General features: G+C 64.7%; 16 protein-coding genes and 1 pseudogene. 10 read left to right on the top strand and 7 right to left on the bottom strand.

What is annotated here, in order from left to right:
• Together ACNQS7_RS00085 and mobF are read left to right on the top strand one after the other, a co-directional pair.
• Positions 1-511, top strand: a pseudogene (locus ACNQS7_RS00085) (hypothetical protein); the annotation flags it as partial.
• Positions 512-728: 217 nt separating this feature from the next.
• Positions 729-3,587 (top strand): MobF family relaxase, encoded by a 2,859-nt coding sequence (gene mobF / locus ACNQS7_RS00080; RefSeq protein ID WP_418011094.1) that lies wholly within the window; start codon positions 729-731, stop codon positions 3,585-3,587.
• A gap of 297 nt (positions 3,588-3,884) precedes the next feature.
• Here the strand turns inward: mobF and ACNQS7_RS00075 are convergent, their stop codons facing one another.
• The 4 genes from ACNQS7_RS00075 to ACNQS7_RS00060 all read right to left on the bottom strand — a co-directional run bounded on the left by ACNQS7_RS00075 (position 3,885) and on the right by ACNQS7_RS00060 (position 6,233).
• On the bottom strand, positions 3,885-4,163 hold the full coding sequence (locus ACNQS7_RS00075; RefSeq protein WP_418011093.1) for a hypothetical protein: 279 nt from the start codon (positions 4,161-4,163) through the stop codon (positions 3,885-3,887).
• The gene (locus ACNQS7_RS00070; protein WP_418011092.1) at positions 4,160-4,381 is read right to left on the bottom strand and encodes a hypothetical protein; all 222 of its coding nucleotides are present in this window, start codon (positions 4,379-4,381) and stop codon (positions 4,160-4,162) included. The genes ACNQS7_RS00075 and ACNQS7_RS00070 overlap by 4 nt, the downstream gene beginning before the upstream one ends.
• A gap of 216 nt (positions 4,382-4,597) precedes the next feature.
• Positions 4,598-5,200, bottom strand: a complete 603-nt coding sequence (locus tag ACNQS7_RS00065) for a hypothetical protein (RefSeq protein WP_418011091.1) — start codon at positions 5,198-5,200, stop codon at positions 4,598-4,600.
• A gap of 100 nt (positions 5,201-5,300) precedes the next feature.
• Positions 5,301-6,233, bottom strand: coding sequence for a hypothetical protein (locus tag ACNQS7_RS00060; RefSeq protein WP_418011090.1), 933 nt, complete (start codon positions 6,231-6,233; stop codon positions 5,301-5,303).
• 978 nt (positions 6,234-7,211) lie between these two features.
• On the opposite strand from ACNQS7_RS00060, the gene ACNQS7_RS00055 reads away from it, so the two are divergent.
• On the top strand, positions 7,212-7,391 hold the full coding sequence (locus tag ACNQS7_RS00055) for a hypothetical protein (protein WP_418011089.1): 180 nt from the start codon (positions 7,212-7,214) through the stop codon (positions 7,389-7,391).
• A gap of 858 nt (positions 7,392-8,249) precedes the next feature.
• On the opposite strand, the gene ACNQS7_RS00050 is transcribed toward ACNQS7_RS00055, so the two are convergent.
• Both ACNQS7_RS00050 and ACNQS7_RS00045 read right to left on the bottom strand, forming a co-directional pair.
• On the bottom strand, positions 8,250-8,555 hold the full coding sequence (locus ACNQS7_RS00050; protein WP_418011088.1) for a hypothetical protein: 306 nt from the start codon (positions 8,553-8,555) through the stop codon (positions 8,250-8,252).
• Positions 8,556-8,758: 203 nt separating this feature from the next.
• Positions 8,759-9,379 carry a hypothetical protein gene (locus ACNQS7_RS00045; protein ID WP_418011087.1) on the bottom strand — a complete coding sequence of 207 codons (621 nt, stop codon included), beginning with the start codon at positions 9,377-9,379 and terminating at the stop codon, positions 8,759-8,761.
• A 321-nt stretch (positions 9,380-9,700) separates the two neighbouring features.
• Here ACNQS7_RS00045 and ACNQS7_RS00040 point away from each other — a divergent pair, with 321 nt between their 5' ends.
• The 3 genes from ACNQS7_RS00040 to ACNQS7_RS00030 all read left to right on the top strand — a co-directional run bounded on the left by ACNQS7_RS00040 (position 9,701) and on the right by ACNQS7_RS00030 (position 10,987).
• On the top strand, positions 9,701-10,273 hold the full coding sequence (locus ACNQS7_RS00040) for a recombinase family protein (RefSeq protein ID WP_353936080.1): 573 nt from the start codon (positions 9,701-9,703) through the stop codon (positions 10,271-10,273).
• Positions 10,266-10,454 carry a hypothetical protein gene (locus ACNQS7_RS00035; protein WP_156452505.1) on the top strand — a complete coding sequence of 63 codons (189 nt, stop codon included), beginning with the start codon at positions 10,266-10,268 and terminating at the stop codon, positions 10,452-10,454. The genes ACNQS7_RS00040 and ACNQS7_RS00035 overlap by 8 nt, the downstream gene beginning before the upstream one ends.
• A gap of 143 nt (positions 10,455-10,597) precedes the next feature.
• A complete protein-coding gene (locus ACNQS7_RS00030) occupies positions 10,598-10,987 on the top strand; it encodes a recombinase family protein (protein WP_288819900.1) in 390 nt (129 codons plus the stop codon).
• Positions 10,988-11,064: 77 nt separating this feature from the next.
• On the opposite strand, the gene ACNQS7_RS00025 is transcribed toward ACNQS7_RS00030, so the two are convergent.
• Positions 11,065-11,643: a hypothetical protein gene (locus tag ACNQS7_RS00025; protein WP_063892828.1), complete on the bottom strand. Its 579-nt coding sequence runs from the start codon at positions 11,641-11,643 to the stop codon at positions 11,065-11,067.
• A gap of 104 nt (positions 11,644-11,747) precedes the next feature.
• Here ACNQS7_RS00025 and ACNQS7_RS00020 point away from each other — a divergent pair, with 104 nt between their 5' ends.
• The 4 genes from ACNQS7_RS00020 to ACNQS7_RS00005 all read left to right on the top strand — a co-directional run.
• Positions 11,748-12,356: a ParA family protein gene (locus ACNQS7_RS00020; RefSeq protein ID WP_055577144.1), complete on the top strand. Its 609-nt coding sequence runs from the start codon at positions 11,748-11,750 to the stop codon at positions 12,354-12,356.
• A gap of 1,019 nt (positions 12,357-13,375) precedes the next feature.
• The gene (locus tag ACNQS7_RS00015; RefSeq protein ID WP_055577142.1) at positions 13,376-13,579 is read left to right on the top strand and encodes a hypothetical protein; all 204 of its coding nucleotides are present in this window, start codon (positions 13,376-13,378) and stop codon (positions 13,577-13,579) included.
• Positions 13,580-13,986: 407 nt separating this feature from the next.
• On the top strand, positions 13,987-15,372 hold the full coding sequence (locus ACNQS7_RS00010; RefSeq protein ID WP_418011086.1) for a helix-turn-helix domain-containing protein: 1,386 nt from the start codon (positions 13,987-13,989) through the stop codon (positions 15,370-15,372).
• 250 nt (positions 15,373-15,622) lie between these two features.
• On the top strand, positions 15,623-15,809 hold a 187-nt coding region (locus tag ACNQS7_RS00005; protein ID WP_418011085.1), incomplete at its 3' end, for a toxin-antitoxin system.

Here is a 15,809-nt window from a genome sequence, read left to right as displayed (position 1 = left end):
GCCGGCCGCCGCTGGCTGGACACCGGCGGATCTAACCGCGCTCGTCAACGAATGGTTGGGCACCGGGCACCGTATCCCGGACAATCCGGCGCGTCCGATCGCCCTGTTGGGGTCGTTGCTGGCGTGGTACACCGCCCACAACACCCTGAGCGCTCGGCCGGCCGCCCTCGATGAAGCGCGCGAAGCCCAACAACGCGTTACCGCGCAAGCCCGGGCGCGCACCGCGGCGCGTGAACGCGTCGACTACGCCGCGGCCCGCGCCCGCGGAAAAGCCGCCGCCACCGGACCCGGGCGCGCCGCGGCGTTCGCCGCGCTCGCAGCCGCCCAACGCGCCGCGGCGGCGCGACGCACTGCAACTGTCGCATCGTCCGCCGCCGCGTCGTGGCCACCGCTGCCCAGCACTGATGCGGGGAAGCTATCGGCCCCTCTGTCCCGTCGATGCGACGGGTCAGGCGGCAACGGCCACCACGTCGCGTTTGGATCTGTTGCAAGCCCTTCAGCAAAACTTTGACGCTTCCCTTATTTCCGTTGCTCGACTTCTCCCAAAAGACTTTCTCCGCCACCACCGACGTGGCCTCCGCATCCTTCTAACGGTTCGCCGTTTGTCTTTTCCCGAACCCCGCGTCTGCAACCCCCTTCAACAATTGGCACATTTGCACAATTTTGTGCAAGACTGGTGGGGGCGCGCTCAGCGCGCCCCCAGTGCGGTGGTCGAGGGGGTGAGGTGGGTGTTGACGCTTTCGCGGATGAAGCAGTGGTCGATCGCCTATTACATCGAGACTGCGGCGGCGGCTGAGGTGGCTACGGATGCGGTGCGGGCAAATGGTGGGTTGGGGGAGTATTACTCCGAGCACAACACGCGGGCGCCGGTGTGGGTGGTGGCTGGGGATGTCCGGGCTGCGGCGGATTTGGTGGGGTTGAGCGAGGCGGATCGGGTGGGTGGTCCGGCGGATTCGGCGGTGGTGGCGCGTTGGTTCGATGCGGGGGTCGCGCCGAACGGGGCGCGGGGGCGCAAGTTTTCGGCGTCGGATAATCATGGGTTTGATTTGACGTTTTGCGCGCCGAAGTCGGTGTCGTTGCTGCGCGCGTTCGGCACCGATGTGACACGCAAGGCGGTGGTGGATGCGCATGCGGTCGCGGTGAGTGAAGCGCTGGAGTATCTGCATGCGCACGCGGGATACACGCGGGTGCATAACAAGGTGACCGGCAAGAAGGATTTGCTGCGGTTGCCGGGGTTGGTGGCGGTGGCCTATCAGCACGAAACGTCGCGGGCGGGGGATCCGCATCTGCACACCCATGTGACGATGCCGAACAAGCAGGCGCGCGGTGACGGCAAGCTGGTGTCGATCGATTCCGATTCGTTGTTTCATGAAGCGCGGGCGGCCGGGATCATCTATCAGGCGACGTTGCGTCGTCATCTGCATCAGGCGCTCGGTATCGAGTGGGGGTCGGTGGATGTGGTCAGCGGGATGGCGGAGCTGGCTGGGGCGTCGGCGGCCACGATCGCGGCGTGGTCCCAGCGGGCCACCCAGTTGCGGGAATGGGCTGCCAACAAGTTGGTGATCGTGGACGGGGCACCGACGCAGGGGCAGTTGGCGACGGCACAAAAGGCAACCCGCCCGAAAAAGCCCGAACATCTGTCGTGGGCTGAGCTGCGCGAGCATTGGGCCGCCGATCCGCGTGATTTCACGATCAATATGGGTGAGCAACGCGCGGCCGCGGCCGCCCGCCGCGAGACCGCCGCGCAAGATGCAGCGGTGTTTAATCGGCGCCGTCTGGCCGCGATCGCCGCCGACATCGACAAGGCGGCGTTCACGCGCGCTGACCTGATCGAGATCATCGGTGCGCAGCTGCCAATCGAGGTGGACGGTGATCGGCGTTCGGTGCGTGAGCAGCTTGAGGACGCCGCCGATTCGGTCGGGATGCGGATCAGTGCGCCACGGCAGGCCCATCACCGCGAAGGCCACGAGCGCTACACGATCGACTGGGTGCTGGGTGAGGAACTGCTGCTGTTACGCACCGTGGATGCGCGTGATCAGCGTGCGGTGATTCCTCTGGGTGTGGGTGATGTCGGGGGGTTATCGCCGGATCAGAGCCAGGCGGTGCGCAGTATCGCCGCGGCGCCGTGGCTGGTCGCTCCGCTGCTGGCCCCCGCCGGGGCCGGCAAAACTCATTCGCTGCACGCATTGCGCCGCGCGGCTCGGCGCGATCGGCGGCAGGTGGTGGTCCTGGCACCGAACGGTCGTGCGGTCGACGGGGCGTTGCAGCAGGGCGCCGGCGATGTCGGCTACACCGTCGACAAAGCGCTGCTGGAACTGCGCGCAGGCCGCCTGCACTGGGATGGACGCAGCACTGTGGTGGTCATCGATGAAGCCGCGATGGTCGGCAACGGCCAACTGCGCGAGGTGCTGGCGGCCACCACCGCGGCCGGGGTCAAAACCGTGCTGGTGGGCGATCCCTTCCAACTAGGTCCGGTCCGCAAACGCGGCGGCATGTTCGAACAACTCTGCACCGACCTGCCCTGGACGCAACGGCTTTCCGAAGTCTGGCGGATGCACGACCCGCAGGAACGCGAAGCCTCGCTGGCGTTGCGCAACGGTGGGCCAGCTCCGCTGCGCCGGGCCGTGGAATGGTATCGCCGCCACGATCGGCTGCACTGCGGCGATGAAGTCACCATGGCCCAGGACGCCTATCGCGCCTACCTGGCCGATCGCGACGCCGGTAACGACGCGTTGCTCATCGCTGATACCTGGGAGCTGTGCGATCAACTGAACACCCGTATCCACGCAGTCACCGTGGATGCGCAGGCACCGACAGTCACCGGCGCGCGCGGTCATCTGCTGGCCGAAGGTGACCTCATTGTCAGCCGACGCAATGACACCACCAACGACATCAAGGTCTTTGACTACCGCGACGGGGCCACCACACCCTCAAAAACCGCCGGCCCGGTGCGCAACGGGCAACGCTGGGAAGTGCTGGCCGTCGATCCCGACAATGCCCGGATCGCCGCGCGGCGCCTCGAGGACAACGCCCGCGTCGTCTTCCACGGCGACTACCTACGCCAGCACGTCCATCACGGCTACGCGCTGACCCTGCAAGCCTGCCAAGGGCAGACCGCGGACACCTGCACCCAACTGATCAAGACCACCGCTGATCGCGGCACCCTCTACATGGGCGCCACCCGCGGCCGCGACACCAACCGCATCATGATCTACGACAAAATCGGCGCCGAAGGCGACCACGAACACGGCGGCGAAACCACCCCCGGTGTGCACGTCGCGCGACGCGGCACCAGCGCCGAGGCCGCACGCCTGATGCGCACCATCACCAGCCGCAACGAGCGCGCCCGCACCGCCCATGACGTCGCCGCCGAGGTCGACACCCACCACCTGCCCGAGCGGGTCGCCTCCCTGATCGCCGAACGCGCCCAGGCCGTGCCTCGCCGCCGCGCCGCCTACCAACGGTGGACCAACACCGCCCTGGACCGCGACCTGCAACGCCAGCAGCGCATCCAACGCGTCTGGGACCTCCACCGGCGACGCCGCCACTCCCGCAGCATCAACGAGGGCCATGGCCTAGACCTATAAGTTAGCCCGAACCTGCTGGGCTAGAAGGGTTTCGACGTTGTTTGTACTTCAAGAAGCCATCAACGGCTTGCGGCGATACACCCAGCTGCGCAGCAATCCAGGTCGGACCGCGGCCCAGCGCAATCAACGCCGCCGCGGCATCGCGGCGCCGCTGGCGAACCGCGGCGATCTCCGCGGTCAGCCGCTGCAACTCCGCGTGAGCGGCCAGCAGCTGCTTGAGAGCGCGACTTTCCTGCACCCCGCAGATTATTGCAGACTATCTTGAAAGACTTCCACCACCAGGCCGGGCCGGAATAGCTAGTCGTTGGATGCGGCGGCTATCGCCGCCACGACCGCGGCGTTGATCACGGCTTCCAATTGCCCAGCAGTGCACCCGGTCATGCACAGCGGCGACACGGTCAACCGCACCAACCGTCGGTCATCCGGATCAATCACCGCGACGACCTCGCCACCGACACTGGCGATTGCACCCTTATTGCCGGAGCCGCCCGGGTTCTGCGCGACCGCCAAAAGATCATGCACCCGATGCAACCGCTCCACGACGCGACCGGCCAAAGCCGTTGCCCGCGCAGTCATGTTTGACGGGCGCCGAGCAGCGCGGCGAACGCCTCGACTTGGGACGGCGACGCAACCCACTGCCCCGCCATCCCATTTCCTTCGGCGTGCTGTGCAAGCTGAAACCTCATGTACGCCAACGTGTTCAACTGAACAATCCGCCCCGCCAACTCCGCGGCCGACATCGCCATCACCGCAGGCGTCAACCGCACACCCGCCCACGCACCCTGCCTCGTCAACGCGACACGGATAGCTCCACTCCCCGAGACCGCCTCGACGCCATGCCCTGCCGTACAGCACCACCTCGCGCCAGATGCCATCGCGCTCATAAGACCTCTCCCCTGCCCCGAAAACTTCAAGACAGTACTGATACTAGTCAGAGGCACCCGCCCTTTTCAAGGCACTATTGAAAACATGCCGCGCACCGTCGACCAATATCAGTAAGTTCCTAGCTTTTAGGCGTTAGCCGGGTAGATCAAGTGTGAGCTCCGCTGGCGCACCGCGGCCACCGCACGGCCGTGCCGCGGCAACAGGTCGGCCAGCACCGATTCCCGATCGGCCGAGGGGATAGCCGCCACATCGAGCAGGTTCAACCACTGCTCAAGCACCAAGGTTGAATCCGTGTGTGGCTGGTCCAGCATCCACCGAAACATCATGCCGTTCAAAGCGATGTAAGCCAATTCAACTTTGCGCACCGCCGCAGCCGCGTAGGCATCGGTGGCCGTCACATACATAGCCCACTGCGGCATCGAAACCAGCTTCGAGGAAAGGAAATTCGGAGCATCCGTCGCTTCTGTGACCCACGCTGCGCGTTCCTGGCGCAGCAAGGCGACCATCGCGTGGCCACCCCTAAATAGGAACGGTCCCGCTCGCGGCAGCGGCTCCACCGCCCACCCCTCGGCGACAGCCATACCGCAACCGCTCAGCCACTCACGTCCGGCCACCCGCAGCTCCCGACCAAACCAGTCCAGGTTTCCCGCCAGACCGGCAATCGCCTGCACATCAACATCATTGACGGCAGTATCGCGTTTGATCAAAAAAAGCTGTTGCTGAGTCAAGTTTGTCATGACCCACCCCGCACAGGACTCCACACAAACAGCCAGCGAATCCTGGCGAGCCGCCAACGCCCCGACCTGATCTGCGCAACGATCTACCACTTCAACGCAACTCGGCTTCCGCTTCGACTTCGAGCGAACGCAGCATCGGATCGAGCACGGTCGCGAAATCGCCTGAACAGGCTACTGCGGCGGCATAAACCATGTCCGCTAGCGGCGGTGGCCAATGCGCCCAACCCCCGACTACCTCCATTGTTCGCGCGACGAGCCACTGGGCCCGGTACACAGCTCCGCTGTCAGTGATCGCGACGATGTCGTCACCGTCGCCGGCGCGCTGGGGATTTGCGCTAGTCATTGCGTAGTAGACGCTTGTGTCCTCTTCAAACTTCTTCCACGCGCTCTCAGGGATTATGTCGCCGCTACCTAGGGCATCCCACATTTGCCGCAACTCCGGCGGACAGTCAACGCCTCCTCCCCCGTACTGCACGCCATCCATCATTTGCATCGCCACGGGGACGATCACTTGGTTCAGCACCGCTCTGTCGTTCCAGGCGGCAAGACGACTGACCCGTGGGTAGAGCCCGGGGCATTGCACGGCGAGCCGGTGTGCGTGCATGTCGTCGAGAGCCGACGGCGCCGGCAGCAATTCGCTGTAGTCCCGCGGGCACAACGTGTGTTCTACGTCGAATTCGCGCAAGGCGTCAACAACATCGGCGGTGGTCGCTGCCGCGACCAAACGCCCACCCCCCGGACGGCGAAGCCGCGCGTACTCCACCAGCACGCGGGCCGGATCAAGCCAACCGAACCACCGCTGACGAAACGCGTTGTCAACCAACGGGTCGACCGTCAACAGCCGTGCTGACCGTGGAACGAACACGCCGTGCGGGATGTAGCCGGATCCTTCGTTGGACACGAACACGGTCTCGGTGGCTGAACCGGACTCGGAGCGAAACACTCCTACTGCCCAATCGATCACCGGGTAGCGCGCCGCATCGCCAGCGCGGCGTAGTTGGTTGGCTAAAGCCTTCGCAGCCAATAACTCTGGGGATTCTTTGGGCGCTCGCGTATGCATAGCGCTGCCAGCGCTAACAACCGGCGCGGGAACCAGGGCCGCGCCGGCGCCACCAACCCCGCCGGACGCGGGCGTGGGCGCCGCCGGGGCGCCAGACCCGCTGACGGTTCCCGCAGGGGCGGTTACCGACGCTGAACCTGCCTGCAGCCCAGGCGAGACCGGCGCCGCCGGCGGAGCGCCCATGCCGGGGGACGGCAACATCATGGGCGGTGCAGCACCCACCCCACCGGATGCGCCCGCGGAGGATATCGGTACGTGGGCACCCGACATCCCGATACCACTCGCCGAGCCCGGCGCCGCCTGCCCCGCGGACAAACCTGCAGCAGGCACACCACTCGCCGAGCTCACGGACGGTCCCCCGCCCGCCGACGTAGCAGCCGGCGGCACTCCGCCGAAACTCGCACCGCCCGCCGAGCCCGCGGCCAAACCTTGTGTGAACGCGGCTGAGGGCTGGCTGAGCCCCGGGACTGCCGACGATGGCGCGCCGCCACCTGCGGACAGGCTCGACGGAACGCCGCCGGCTGCCGAGCTTGGAGCTCGGCCAAGTCCCGAGGACAACCCCGACATCGGAGTTCCAGCCCCCACACCACCACCCCCGAGTCCGCCGCCAAGCCCACCGGACGACATTCCGCCCATACCCCCAGCGCCGGAAATTCCGCCGTCCGTCAACGGCGAGGGTGGCATTACACGTGGCTGAGGGGGTGATGCTGTTCCGCCGCCCGACAAATTTCCGCGCAACTGAGGATTGGACGCTGAAGGATCGTCCGTAGCACCACTGCCACCGCTACCGGACTCGCCGTGTTGTTCGCCCTTCTTTTTCGGCCCGCGCATTTGCGGGTCGCCATCAAGCGCCTGAGTAGGGTCCGGAGGCGTGTCGAGAGGCGCCCCGCCACGACCTAGAATTCCCGTGGCAATGGGTTCAACGCGACCTTGCATGCGTGCATGGAGACCCGTTATGCCACCTACGAATTCGGAGTGGACCGCTACCGCTTGGGCATGTCGGGCCGCGATGATCGCCGCTCGCTGGGTGGGTGGTGCCGCGGCAATCTCATCGTGTGCGTCGGCATCGATCCGGTCAAGCGCCCGGTTCAAGGCATATTGAAGTTCGGTAGCTTCGCGTAAGCCTGAGTCCAGGTGTTGCAGAATCGACGCGATTTGGCCGTGGTCGACGCCCATCCGCTGGTGGGCGGTGATCATAGCTTCGCTTGCAGAACCTTCTGTTGCCGATGAAAGCTTCACTGCTGCAACACGATACGAATTTCCTACGTCTTCGTGAACACCTCGTGCCGTCCGGAATTCGGCGCGTGCAGGTTCTAAACCGCTGTACCGCGACCACATCCACGGCGGCACAATCGAATCTGAATACGGACGACCCCCTGCACGTGGGAACATTTAGTTACCCACAAACCGAGCGGACTTTTGCAGCCGCATCAATTCCTCGTTGCGCTGCAGCGTTCGCGACGTCGGCGGCGGCATGTTGACCGTCTGCGGCGACCATATCGATCGTCGCAGAGATGTATTCGGCTATGGCGCCGGCGACACTTGGGGGCGCCGCTGGGGCAATGTGTTGTCGTAAGTATTCGACCTGGATCAAGATGCCGGACTCGGCTTCGGAGAGACTCCGTACCGTCACTGGGTCATCCCAAGCTGGCGGCGAATTTACGAATGCGCTGCGGGCGGCGACCATTGCTTTGGACGCCGCCCGCCATGCGTCGCACGCTTCGCGTTTTGCGGCGGCGACCTCATTAGGAGCGGCAGTTCTTGGTGGCGTCGATTCGATGGGTGCCGAAGGTGGTTGCGATACCGAACGGTGTGTCAACGCCGCCGCGCTCACCCCCGCGGCTGCAATGGCTACAACGAGTGCCGTGATTGTCAGGAGTCGCCCACTACGGCCCGCGGTTGGCGGCTGGTATCCCGTTTCCGCCATGCCTGATGGACCGTGCTGCTGCGCCGCTGGCGGCGCGAATGGTTCCGGAAGCGTCATGCTGTCTCGCCGACTTGCCCTAGTTCACCGGCATTAGCGGTGTCCATTTCTGACAGGGTGGCGAACCCCGCGGCGCTTGCGGTGCCGAGCCTTTCACCACGTGAACTGACCGTTTGTGTAACTGCCTGATGGACACCATATCCCCAGGTATGAAGCGCAGCTAATGCTGCATCGAAAGCACTAACGCCGCCGCCGCTCAGTGGGAGGGCAGGGGCGTCGTCAACATTCGTCCTCAACCCCTCCGCGGCCGCTCGGGCGGCAATAGCCGGTGCTTCCGAATCAACAACCACACGTTCAGCCATAGCGCACAGCGTAGAAGCGGGGGCTGACATCGCGCCACCATCGACAAAGAGCGCGCGGATGACCATGCGGCTCAGGATAAGCGGGCCGGGCGGCGGCGTAGTGACATTGCGCCACCGTTCGCATCAAGAACGTAACTTCAACCGAGCGCGTCGGTTCCGAACGAGTGGTCTCGTTGTCTTCGATGCTCGACACATTCGTCGCCTCAGTCTTGGTCGCTGGTGTCGTCCTCAAGGCCCAGGTCGAGCTGCCGAAGCCGTTCATCTTCTCGGGCGATCTTCGCCGGCCGGAGCCCCACGTGAATCCAGCCAGCTATGCCGACGATCACTATGAATGCTATGCCCAGGGCGCCACCAATTTGGCCGTTCTCCGTCGTAAGGGCACTATCGCCACTTACCGCCACGAGTACTACTGACGCCACTATCAGGAATCCGAAAAGCGCCGCCCATGCGCCGACGACCCATACCACTGTCAACTGCGCCTGCGTCAACATGCGCCGCCTCCGCGCCAGATTCATCGCCGCCCGCTGCCGCTCATCAGCCTTGCGGTCACGGCGGGCCTGAACTGCGCCCGCACACAGCAGCACACCGATGATCAGGATCGGGGACCACCCGACAATGAATCCCAACCACTTCGGGCGCGGCGGCGGCAGCAGGATGACCGCCATCCAGATCAGGCCGACCGGAAGAGTGGACTCGTAGAAGGTCTTCGACAGGTTGCGGTCGCGTGAAGGGCGCCACAAGCGATACAGCCAGATCGGACCACATATCGCAAGCACCACCGCCAGCGGTGATATTCCGGTGTGCAGTGTCGCGTCCCCTGCCATGTTCCTCACGTTAAGGGCTACCTGTGACACGACATATCGACTGTCCACCTGCGCGGAAGAAGACTGCACCCCCGCAGCAGCGCGTCGACCACCGCGTTTACGGACCGGACTGAGTTGTTGTTGCATTAACTACCTATTGAGCGACAGGGTGAATACAGGATCTGCGACCTGGGAAAAAATGTCAGCCGGGTGTCCCAAAATCATGTCCCAGACCGCGAGGAACGGGGACACCCTTAAAGACACAGATGGCTCCCGCCCGGGCCGCAAGCGTCCCGGGCGGGCCTGAATGATCGTGCCCCGTCGATGAGGAAGGACTTGCCGGTGACGCTGCTGGGATACGCGCGAGTCTCGACGCTGCACCAGTCCCCCGACATGCAGGTGCAGGCGCTCACGGACGCTGGGGCCGAACGGATTTGGGCCGACCGCATGTCCGGTGTCCGCGACGACCGCCCCGAGTTGGCCGCGCTGCTCAGATACGCCCGCCGCGGTGACGTACTCATGGTGTGGAGACTCGACCGCCTCGGCCGCTCACTCCCCCACCTGCTCACCATCGCCAACGACTTGCAGGACCGCGGCGTCGAGCTCCGCTCACTCACCGAAGTCATCGACACCACCACTCCAGGTGGGCGGCTGATCTTCCACGTCTTCGGTGCCGTCGCCGAATTCGAGCGAGCCATCGCCGCCGAACGCACCGCCGCCGGAGTGGCAGCAGCCCGCGCCGCGGGCCGCCATCCTGGGCGGCCGGGACTCACGGCCGACATCATCACCGCCGTCCAGGCCCTAGACCAGGCTGGTACTCCTCGCGCTCAGATCGCGCGCACCCTCGACATATCCCGATCCAGCGTCTACCGCTGCCTCGACCAACCCACCAGATACGGTCCAGGTCATGGCTGAGAATCAGACTTTTATCCCCGCTCCTCCTGGATTGACCACCACCATGAAGGACGGCACGCAGTTGCCGATTGTGGCCTTCCGCGTCGAGGGATACGAACTCTTTCCGTACTACGTCGAAAGCGACGGAAGTAGCGGCCAGGTCGTTCCCGGCGCGACGGTGACCGCCGCATGGAATCCATAACCATCAGTCACCAGAGCTGCAACTTGCAGCATTGAAGAGGCTGGTGCAGAACGGATTTGGACGGATCAAATGTCGGGGCTGCGTGACGATCGCCCCGAGCTGGCCAGCCTCCTGGACTACGCCCGCCGCGGCGACGTTCTCACATGGTGTGCAGGCTGGACCGCCTCGGCCGCCCCCTGGCCCACCTGCTCACCATCGCCCAAGACCTGCAACGCAGCCGCGGCTTCGAGCTGCGTTCGCTCACCGAACCAGTGGACACCACCACCCCAGGCGGCCGACTTATCTTCCACGTCTTCGGCGCCGTCGCAGAGTTCGAACGCGCCATCGCTGCCGAACGCACCGCCGCCGGGGTAGCCATCGCCCGCGCCGCCGGCCGCCCCGGCCTCAGCAGTGACACCATCGCCGCTGCTGCTGCCCAACGAAGCAGGCACTCCCCGCGCCCAGATCGCCCGCACCCTGGGCATTTCCCGATCCAGCGGGTACCGGTCCCTAGGGTTGAACAATGCTTGCACTTTGCCTATAGTTGCTGGTGAAGCTGATGCATTGCGGTGTCATCAGAAGTGGACCCCAGGAGATCCTGCCGGAAGACAGGGCCTGGGGTTCTGCGTATTCAGGACTCGACTTCAAGCAGGGTCACCTTTGTTTCAATCAGGGCGTAATGCTCGGGGTCGCCGCTCCGCAGCTGCGTGACGGCCCCGCAGCACGCGTCGGGTATCCACAGCATTGGCTCAATGGGACCTCCGATGTGATCAAGATGCAGCTGCCCGCCAAGCACCCGCTTTCGACGCAGATAGTCCAGTGTCCGGTGATCCTGCTGGTCATCCTTGAGGCCGCGTGATTCCACGACGGCCCGGCCGACACCCAATGCCACCAACTCCGGCAGCAGCCGCTCCATGCAGAGCCGGCGCTGACGTTCGGGATGATCACCGCTATCGGGTCGTGACCGCACGACCACCAGATGCTCCACGTCCAGGCGGGCCACTGTCATCGCGATGGTGTGCTGGCGGCTGCGGTCCTCATCCCGCCAATGCAGCTTGCGATGCCTCTTGCCTACGAGCAGCGACCGCATCGCCTCACGCGCGGCCGCAGCTTTAGCGGCTTCGCTGATAACAGCACTAAGGATGTATGTACCGGGGTCAACGCGCTGATTGGACCCCGATTCATCAATCCAGGCATCAAACACACTCATGGGCGCAGACGGTAGCGGGCGGGGGTGCAAGCAAACCGTAGACACCTAGATATCCAGCAATCCATATTCCTGTATGTATGGATGGCTGGGTGTATGGTTACTGCATGATTTGGTCACTCGTGCACACCAAGGGTGGGGTCGCCAAGACCACGACCGCGATGTTTTTGGCCGCCGCAGCGACCAGGCGCGGTACCCCCACGCGCGTTCTCGACGCCGACCCGCAGGGTTCGGCGACCTCCTGGGCGGAACGAGCGGCATCAGTGGATATGCCGCTTCCTTTCACGGTCACACCTGTGACAGCTGATGACCTCAGAGGACTAACTAGTACGCCCGATGAGCTCATCATGATCGACACCCCGCCGGGCACTGCGGCGGCGATCGACGCCGCGATCGACGCGGCTGACTTGGTGATCATTCCGTCCGGGCCGCGCGCGGCCGACATTGACCGCGTATGGCCCACGCTGGACATCACCGCGCACCGTCCCACCACCATCCTGTTGACGCTGGTCGATCTACGGAAAGTCGAGGCCACCGAGATACCGCTGGCACTGGCTGACGCAGGGGCACCCACTCTGCGCACCGTCGTGCGAGCGCGTACCGCCGTTGAGCGGTCATTCGGCCGGTGCATTCCACGCTATCTGGGTGATTACGCCGACGTATTCCAGGAGCTGACCACCGCGATGGCACCAGCACTCCAGGAGGTGGTGCAGTGAGCACCAAGCCGACCACAGCCGATCAAGTCCGGTCCTCGATCATCCGCCGGCCGGTATCTGCGGCTCCCAGTGCACGCGCGGCAGAAACCTTCCATCCCGTCTTGCCGGCGGCCGCGCCGGCAGATAAAACGCCACCGCAACGGACCACTGTCGTATACCCCCCCCAAGTGCGGCTCGGCCTCAAGTCGCACGCTGCAACTCGCGACACCACAGTGACCGAACTGGTGCGCGTCGCAATCACCGAAGGACTCACCGATGTGCCAGCGTTGGCGAAGTCGGCTGAACAATTTCACGGGGTCAGCGGCCGGCGGAGCACAGTGGACCTACCCGCTGACCTGCACAGAGCACTAAAAATAACTGCCGCTCAGCATGACACTAGCGTTCAGGCGCTGCTTCTTGCAGCCATCCACCGGACATACCCCGCCCTCACCGCTTGATATAGATAGACACACATCCAGCTATCAATCCATATACCTGTATGTATGGATTGATGGTTACGGTTGTCTCTGGCTATTGAGGAGGTCGGGCTCCCTTCCTCGCCGCAATTGTGGTGAACGTGGTGGTGCGAGCTGTCAAGGCCAGATGCCGCTGGCGCGGTCGACCCTAGGTCGAGCCTTGACAGCCCGCGCCACCACGCACAAGCGCGGCCATTACGAAGGAAGCCATCACTTGCCCGCGCAAGACTATCCTTGGTCCACCCCAACACGCCGACGCTGACGAGCCGCGCGGCCTACTCAAGACTTACCCGCCACTGCGAAATCGCCAACCTGCGCACGGTGATCTGTGCCGCTGCGCTCCGCTGCCAGGGCCACATTGATCGTCGCGCACAGCCCCGCTCCAACCCCCACCCCCACCGCGGTCAAAGGCCCCGTGCTGGGGCTCAGCTTCCCCGGCCGCCAGGTGATACAACGCGGGCAAAAAGTCGGGGCAAATCTGCTGGCTGCTTGTGTCACAAAAGCATCACAGGACACTCGGCGTGTCGGAGGTCCGCTATCAGATAGCCATGTAAGGATCGCGCCATGGCTCAACCGCATAAAGGTCAGCGCAAACTCATCATGTGCCGCCCCGTTGAACAGGTATACGAGGAAGTCAAAGCCGAAGCCGCTGCGCGAGGCATCAGCATGTCCCAGCTCGTCGCCGACGTTCTGGCCTATCGCTATGACCTCAAGGATCTAGTGCGTGAGCTCAACAAGAAGCCGGAGGTTTTGCCCTTGGCGATGTGAATCCCGCCGCGCCCGGCAGCCCCTTCTTTCTTCATACCTTGCGCCCCGGCCGGGCAGATGCTGACAGCTGAATAGCGGTGTGGACGACTCGCTGAGATGACGAAGGCCCCGCATGAGCGGGGCCTCTGTCGGAAGGGTTTGAACCGAGTTGGCGCTCGGTTCCGGGTCCGCACCCGTTGCCCCTTGAAAGGGACGTGTCTTGAGTGACTCGTCTCACGGTAGCGCATACCTGGGCGTGGTTCCAGATGTCGTTGCGTGCCGTGATCTGTCGTCCACACCGCGTGTGGACAGCGCGGCCGGTGCGTATCGCGGCTGTACCGAGGCGTGGGCGCCGCGGGGTCGTCCGCACTACCGGGGTTGCCCAGGTGCTGGCGATGCGGCGCGGCCGGCGGCTGGCTGGTCGGACTATGCCGTGCCCGAGCGCCTTTGTGGGCCTCAATCTCGACGATCAGGCCTACGCCGGGGTGCCGTGTTGGAGCGCCGGGCCGACCGGCTGGGCGCACCTCACGGTGGCGGTGACCTACGACCTGCACTACCAGAATGTGCGGCCGTTGATGTGCAACGGCGGTATCGCCAAACCCACCCTGGTCGTGATCGCCGCGGCTATGGCCCGCTACGCCGACTGGCGCACCGGGCGGGGCTGTCGGCCCACCAACACCCAACTCGAAGACGACACCGGCTATGACGAACGCACCATCCAACGCGCCCATGAATGCCTACGCCTGCTGGGGGTGGCCACAGAGATCCTGCGCGGCCGGCAACGCACCTACATCGAACGCATGGCCTCCTGGCGCCTGGGCGATCGCCACCGCGGCTGGGCCTCGGTGTGGGCGCTGCACGACAACGCCCACCTCACCCGACTTGTCCACAGCTTGTCACCCCACCTGGAACGGTCCCCAGTAACCACTCACCCCCCCTGTTTGGTCCGGCTGGTCACTACCCGCGCGGGCGCACACCGCGCCCGGCAACGCGGCGCTACGCGCCGCCGAGCACCCGACGAGGCGGGCCGGCGGCTGGCTGGGCGGTGGCGCGCTGATCCGCACGCCCCAGCGTGGGCACGGATGTTCAGCGCCGACAGTTGGGCGGCGATGCTGGCCGCGCCGGCGGGCCGCGGGCTGTGCGGAAAAGGTGCACCGGGCTGGCGTTGGCTCGACGTACGGGCACTGGCTGCTCGCCTGGTCACCAATCACTCGGCCTGGACCAACACCACGATTGAGCGGGTGATCTATTGCACCGCCGTCATCTCTGGCGCAGACAACCCGGTAGGTAACCGCGAACAAGACGTGTACCTGCGTGCCCTACAGCGCTCTCAAACAACCAGCCACATCGAACTGGGCAACTACGTACACCGGGTAGCGCGCGCGCCACTGGCCACCCCCGACCGCAAGGGACGACCCGTTCTAGCGCGCCCCGGCGGCCTGCTCATGGTCAAAGACGCAACCGGCCATGACGACCCTGCCGCGATGTTCGTGGTCTCCACAGCCCGCCGTGAAGAAAAAGGCTCCGACGTCAACGTGGCCTCCCACCTGCTGCTCGACATCCTTGAACAGCGCATCGATGCCGCCGTGATCATCAGCAATGACAGCGACCTCAAATTTCCGGTGCAGACCGCGCGCGATCGCGTCCCGGTAGGCACCGTGAATCCTTCCCGCAGCCCACTGGCGGGAAAACTCCGCGGTCAACCGGGCGACGGCATCGGCAACCACTGGTGGTACCAACTCTCACCCGCGGACTTCCAGGCCTGCCAGCTCGCCGATCCCACCAACGGTGTACCCAAGCCCCCGCCGTGGTGACATGCCCGACAAAGGAGGGGAATTGCGTGCGTGCAATGCACGTTGCATAATTACGCCATACCACCCGTCCCTGCTGGGGGCGGGTTTTTCATTGCCGTTTTTGTGTTCGCGGGCATCCGGCCAGGTCTCTATGGCCCTTTTAGCGGCTGTTGCCACACCGAACGTGTCGCGGCAGTCCATAACAAAAACATCACGGAGCTGGCGGCGTGTCGGTACCCGGTACCGCGTCTTTGCCCGCAAGATCAGGTACATGGCACAGCCGCATAAAGGTGATCGCGAACAGATCAAAGTACGCGCCGCGGCGGTCGTCTACGGCCGCCTACGCGAAATGGCCGCCGAGCGCGGCACCAGTGTTAGTCAACTCTCCGCGGATCTGCTTGCGATCGCTGTCGGGCACCCCGAAGCCGTTCGCGAGTTGGACAGGGAGGTTTTGCCCT

It is taken from the genome of Mycobacterium sp. 23 (genome assembly GCF_048287075.1).
Classification (GTDB): domain Bacteria; phylum Actinomycetota; class Actinomycetes; order Mycobacteriales; family Mycobacteriaceae; genus Mycobacterium; species Mycobacterium gordonae_B.
This window is presented reverse-complemented; position numbering and strand designations above follow the sequence as displayed.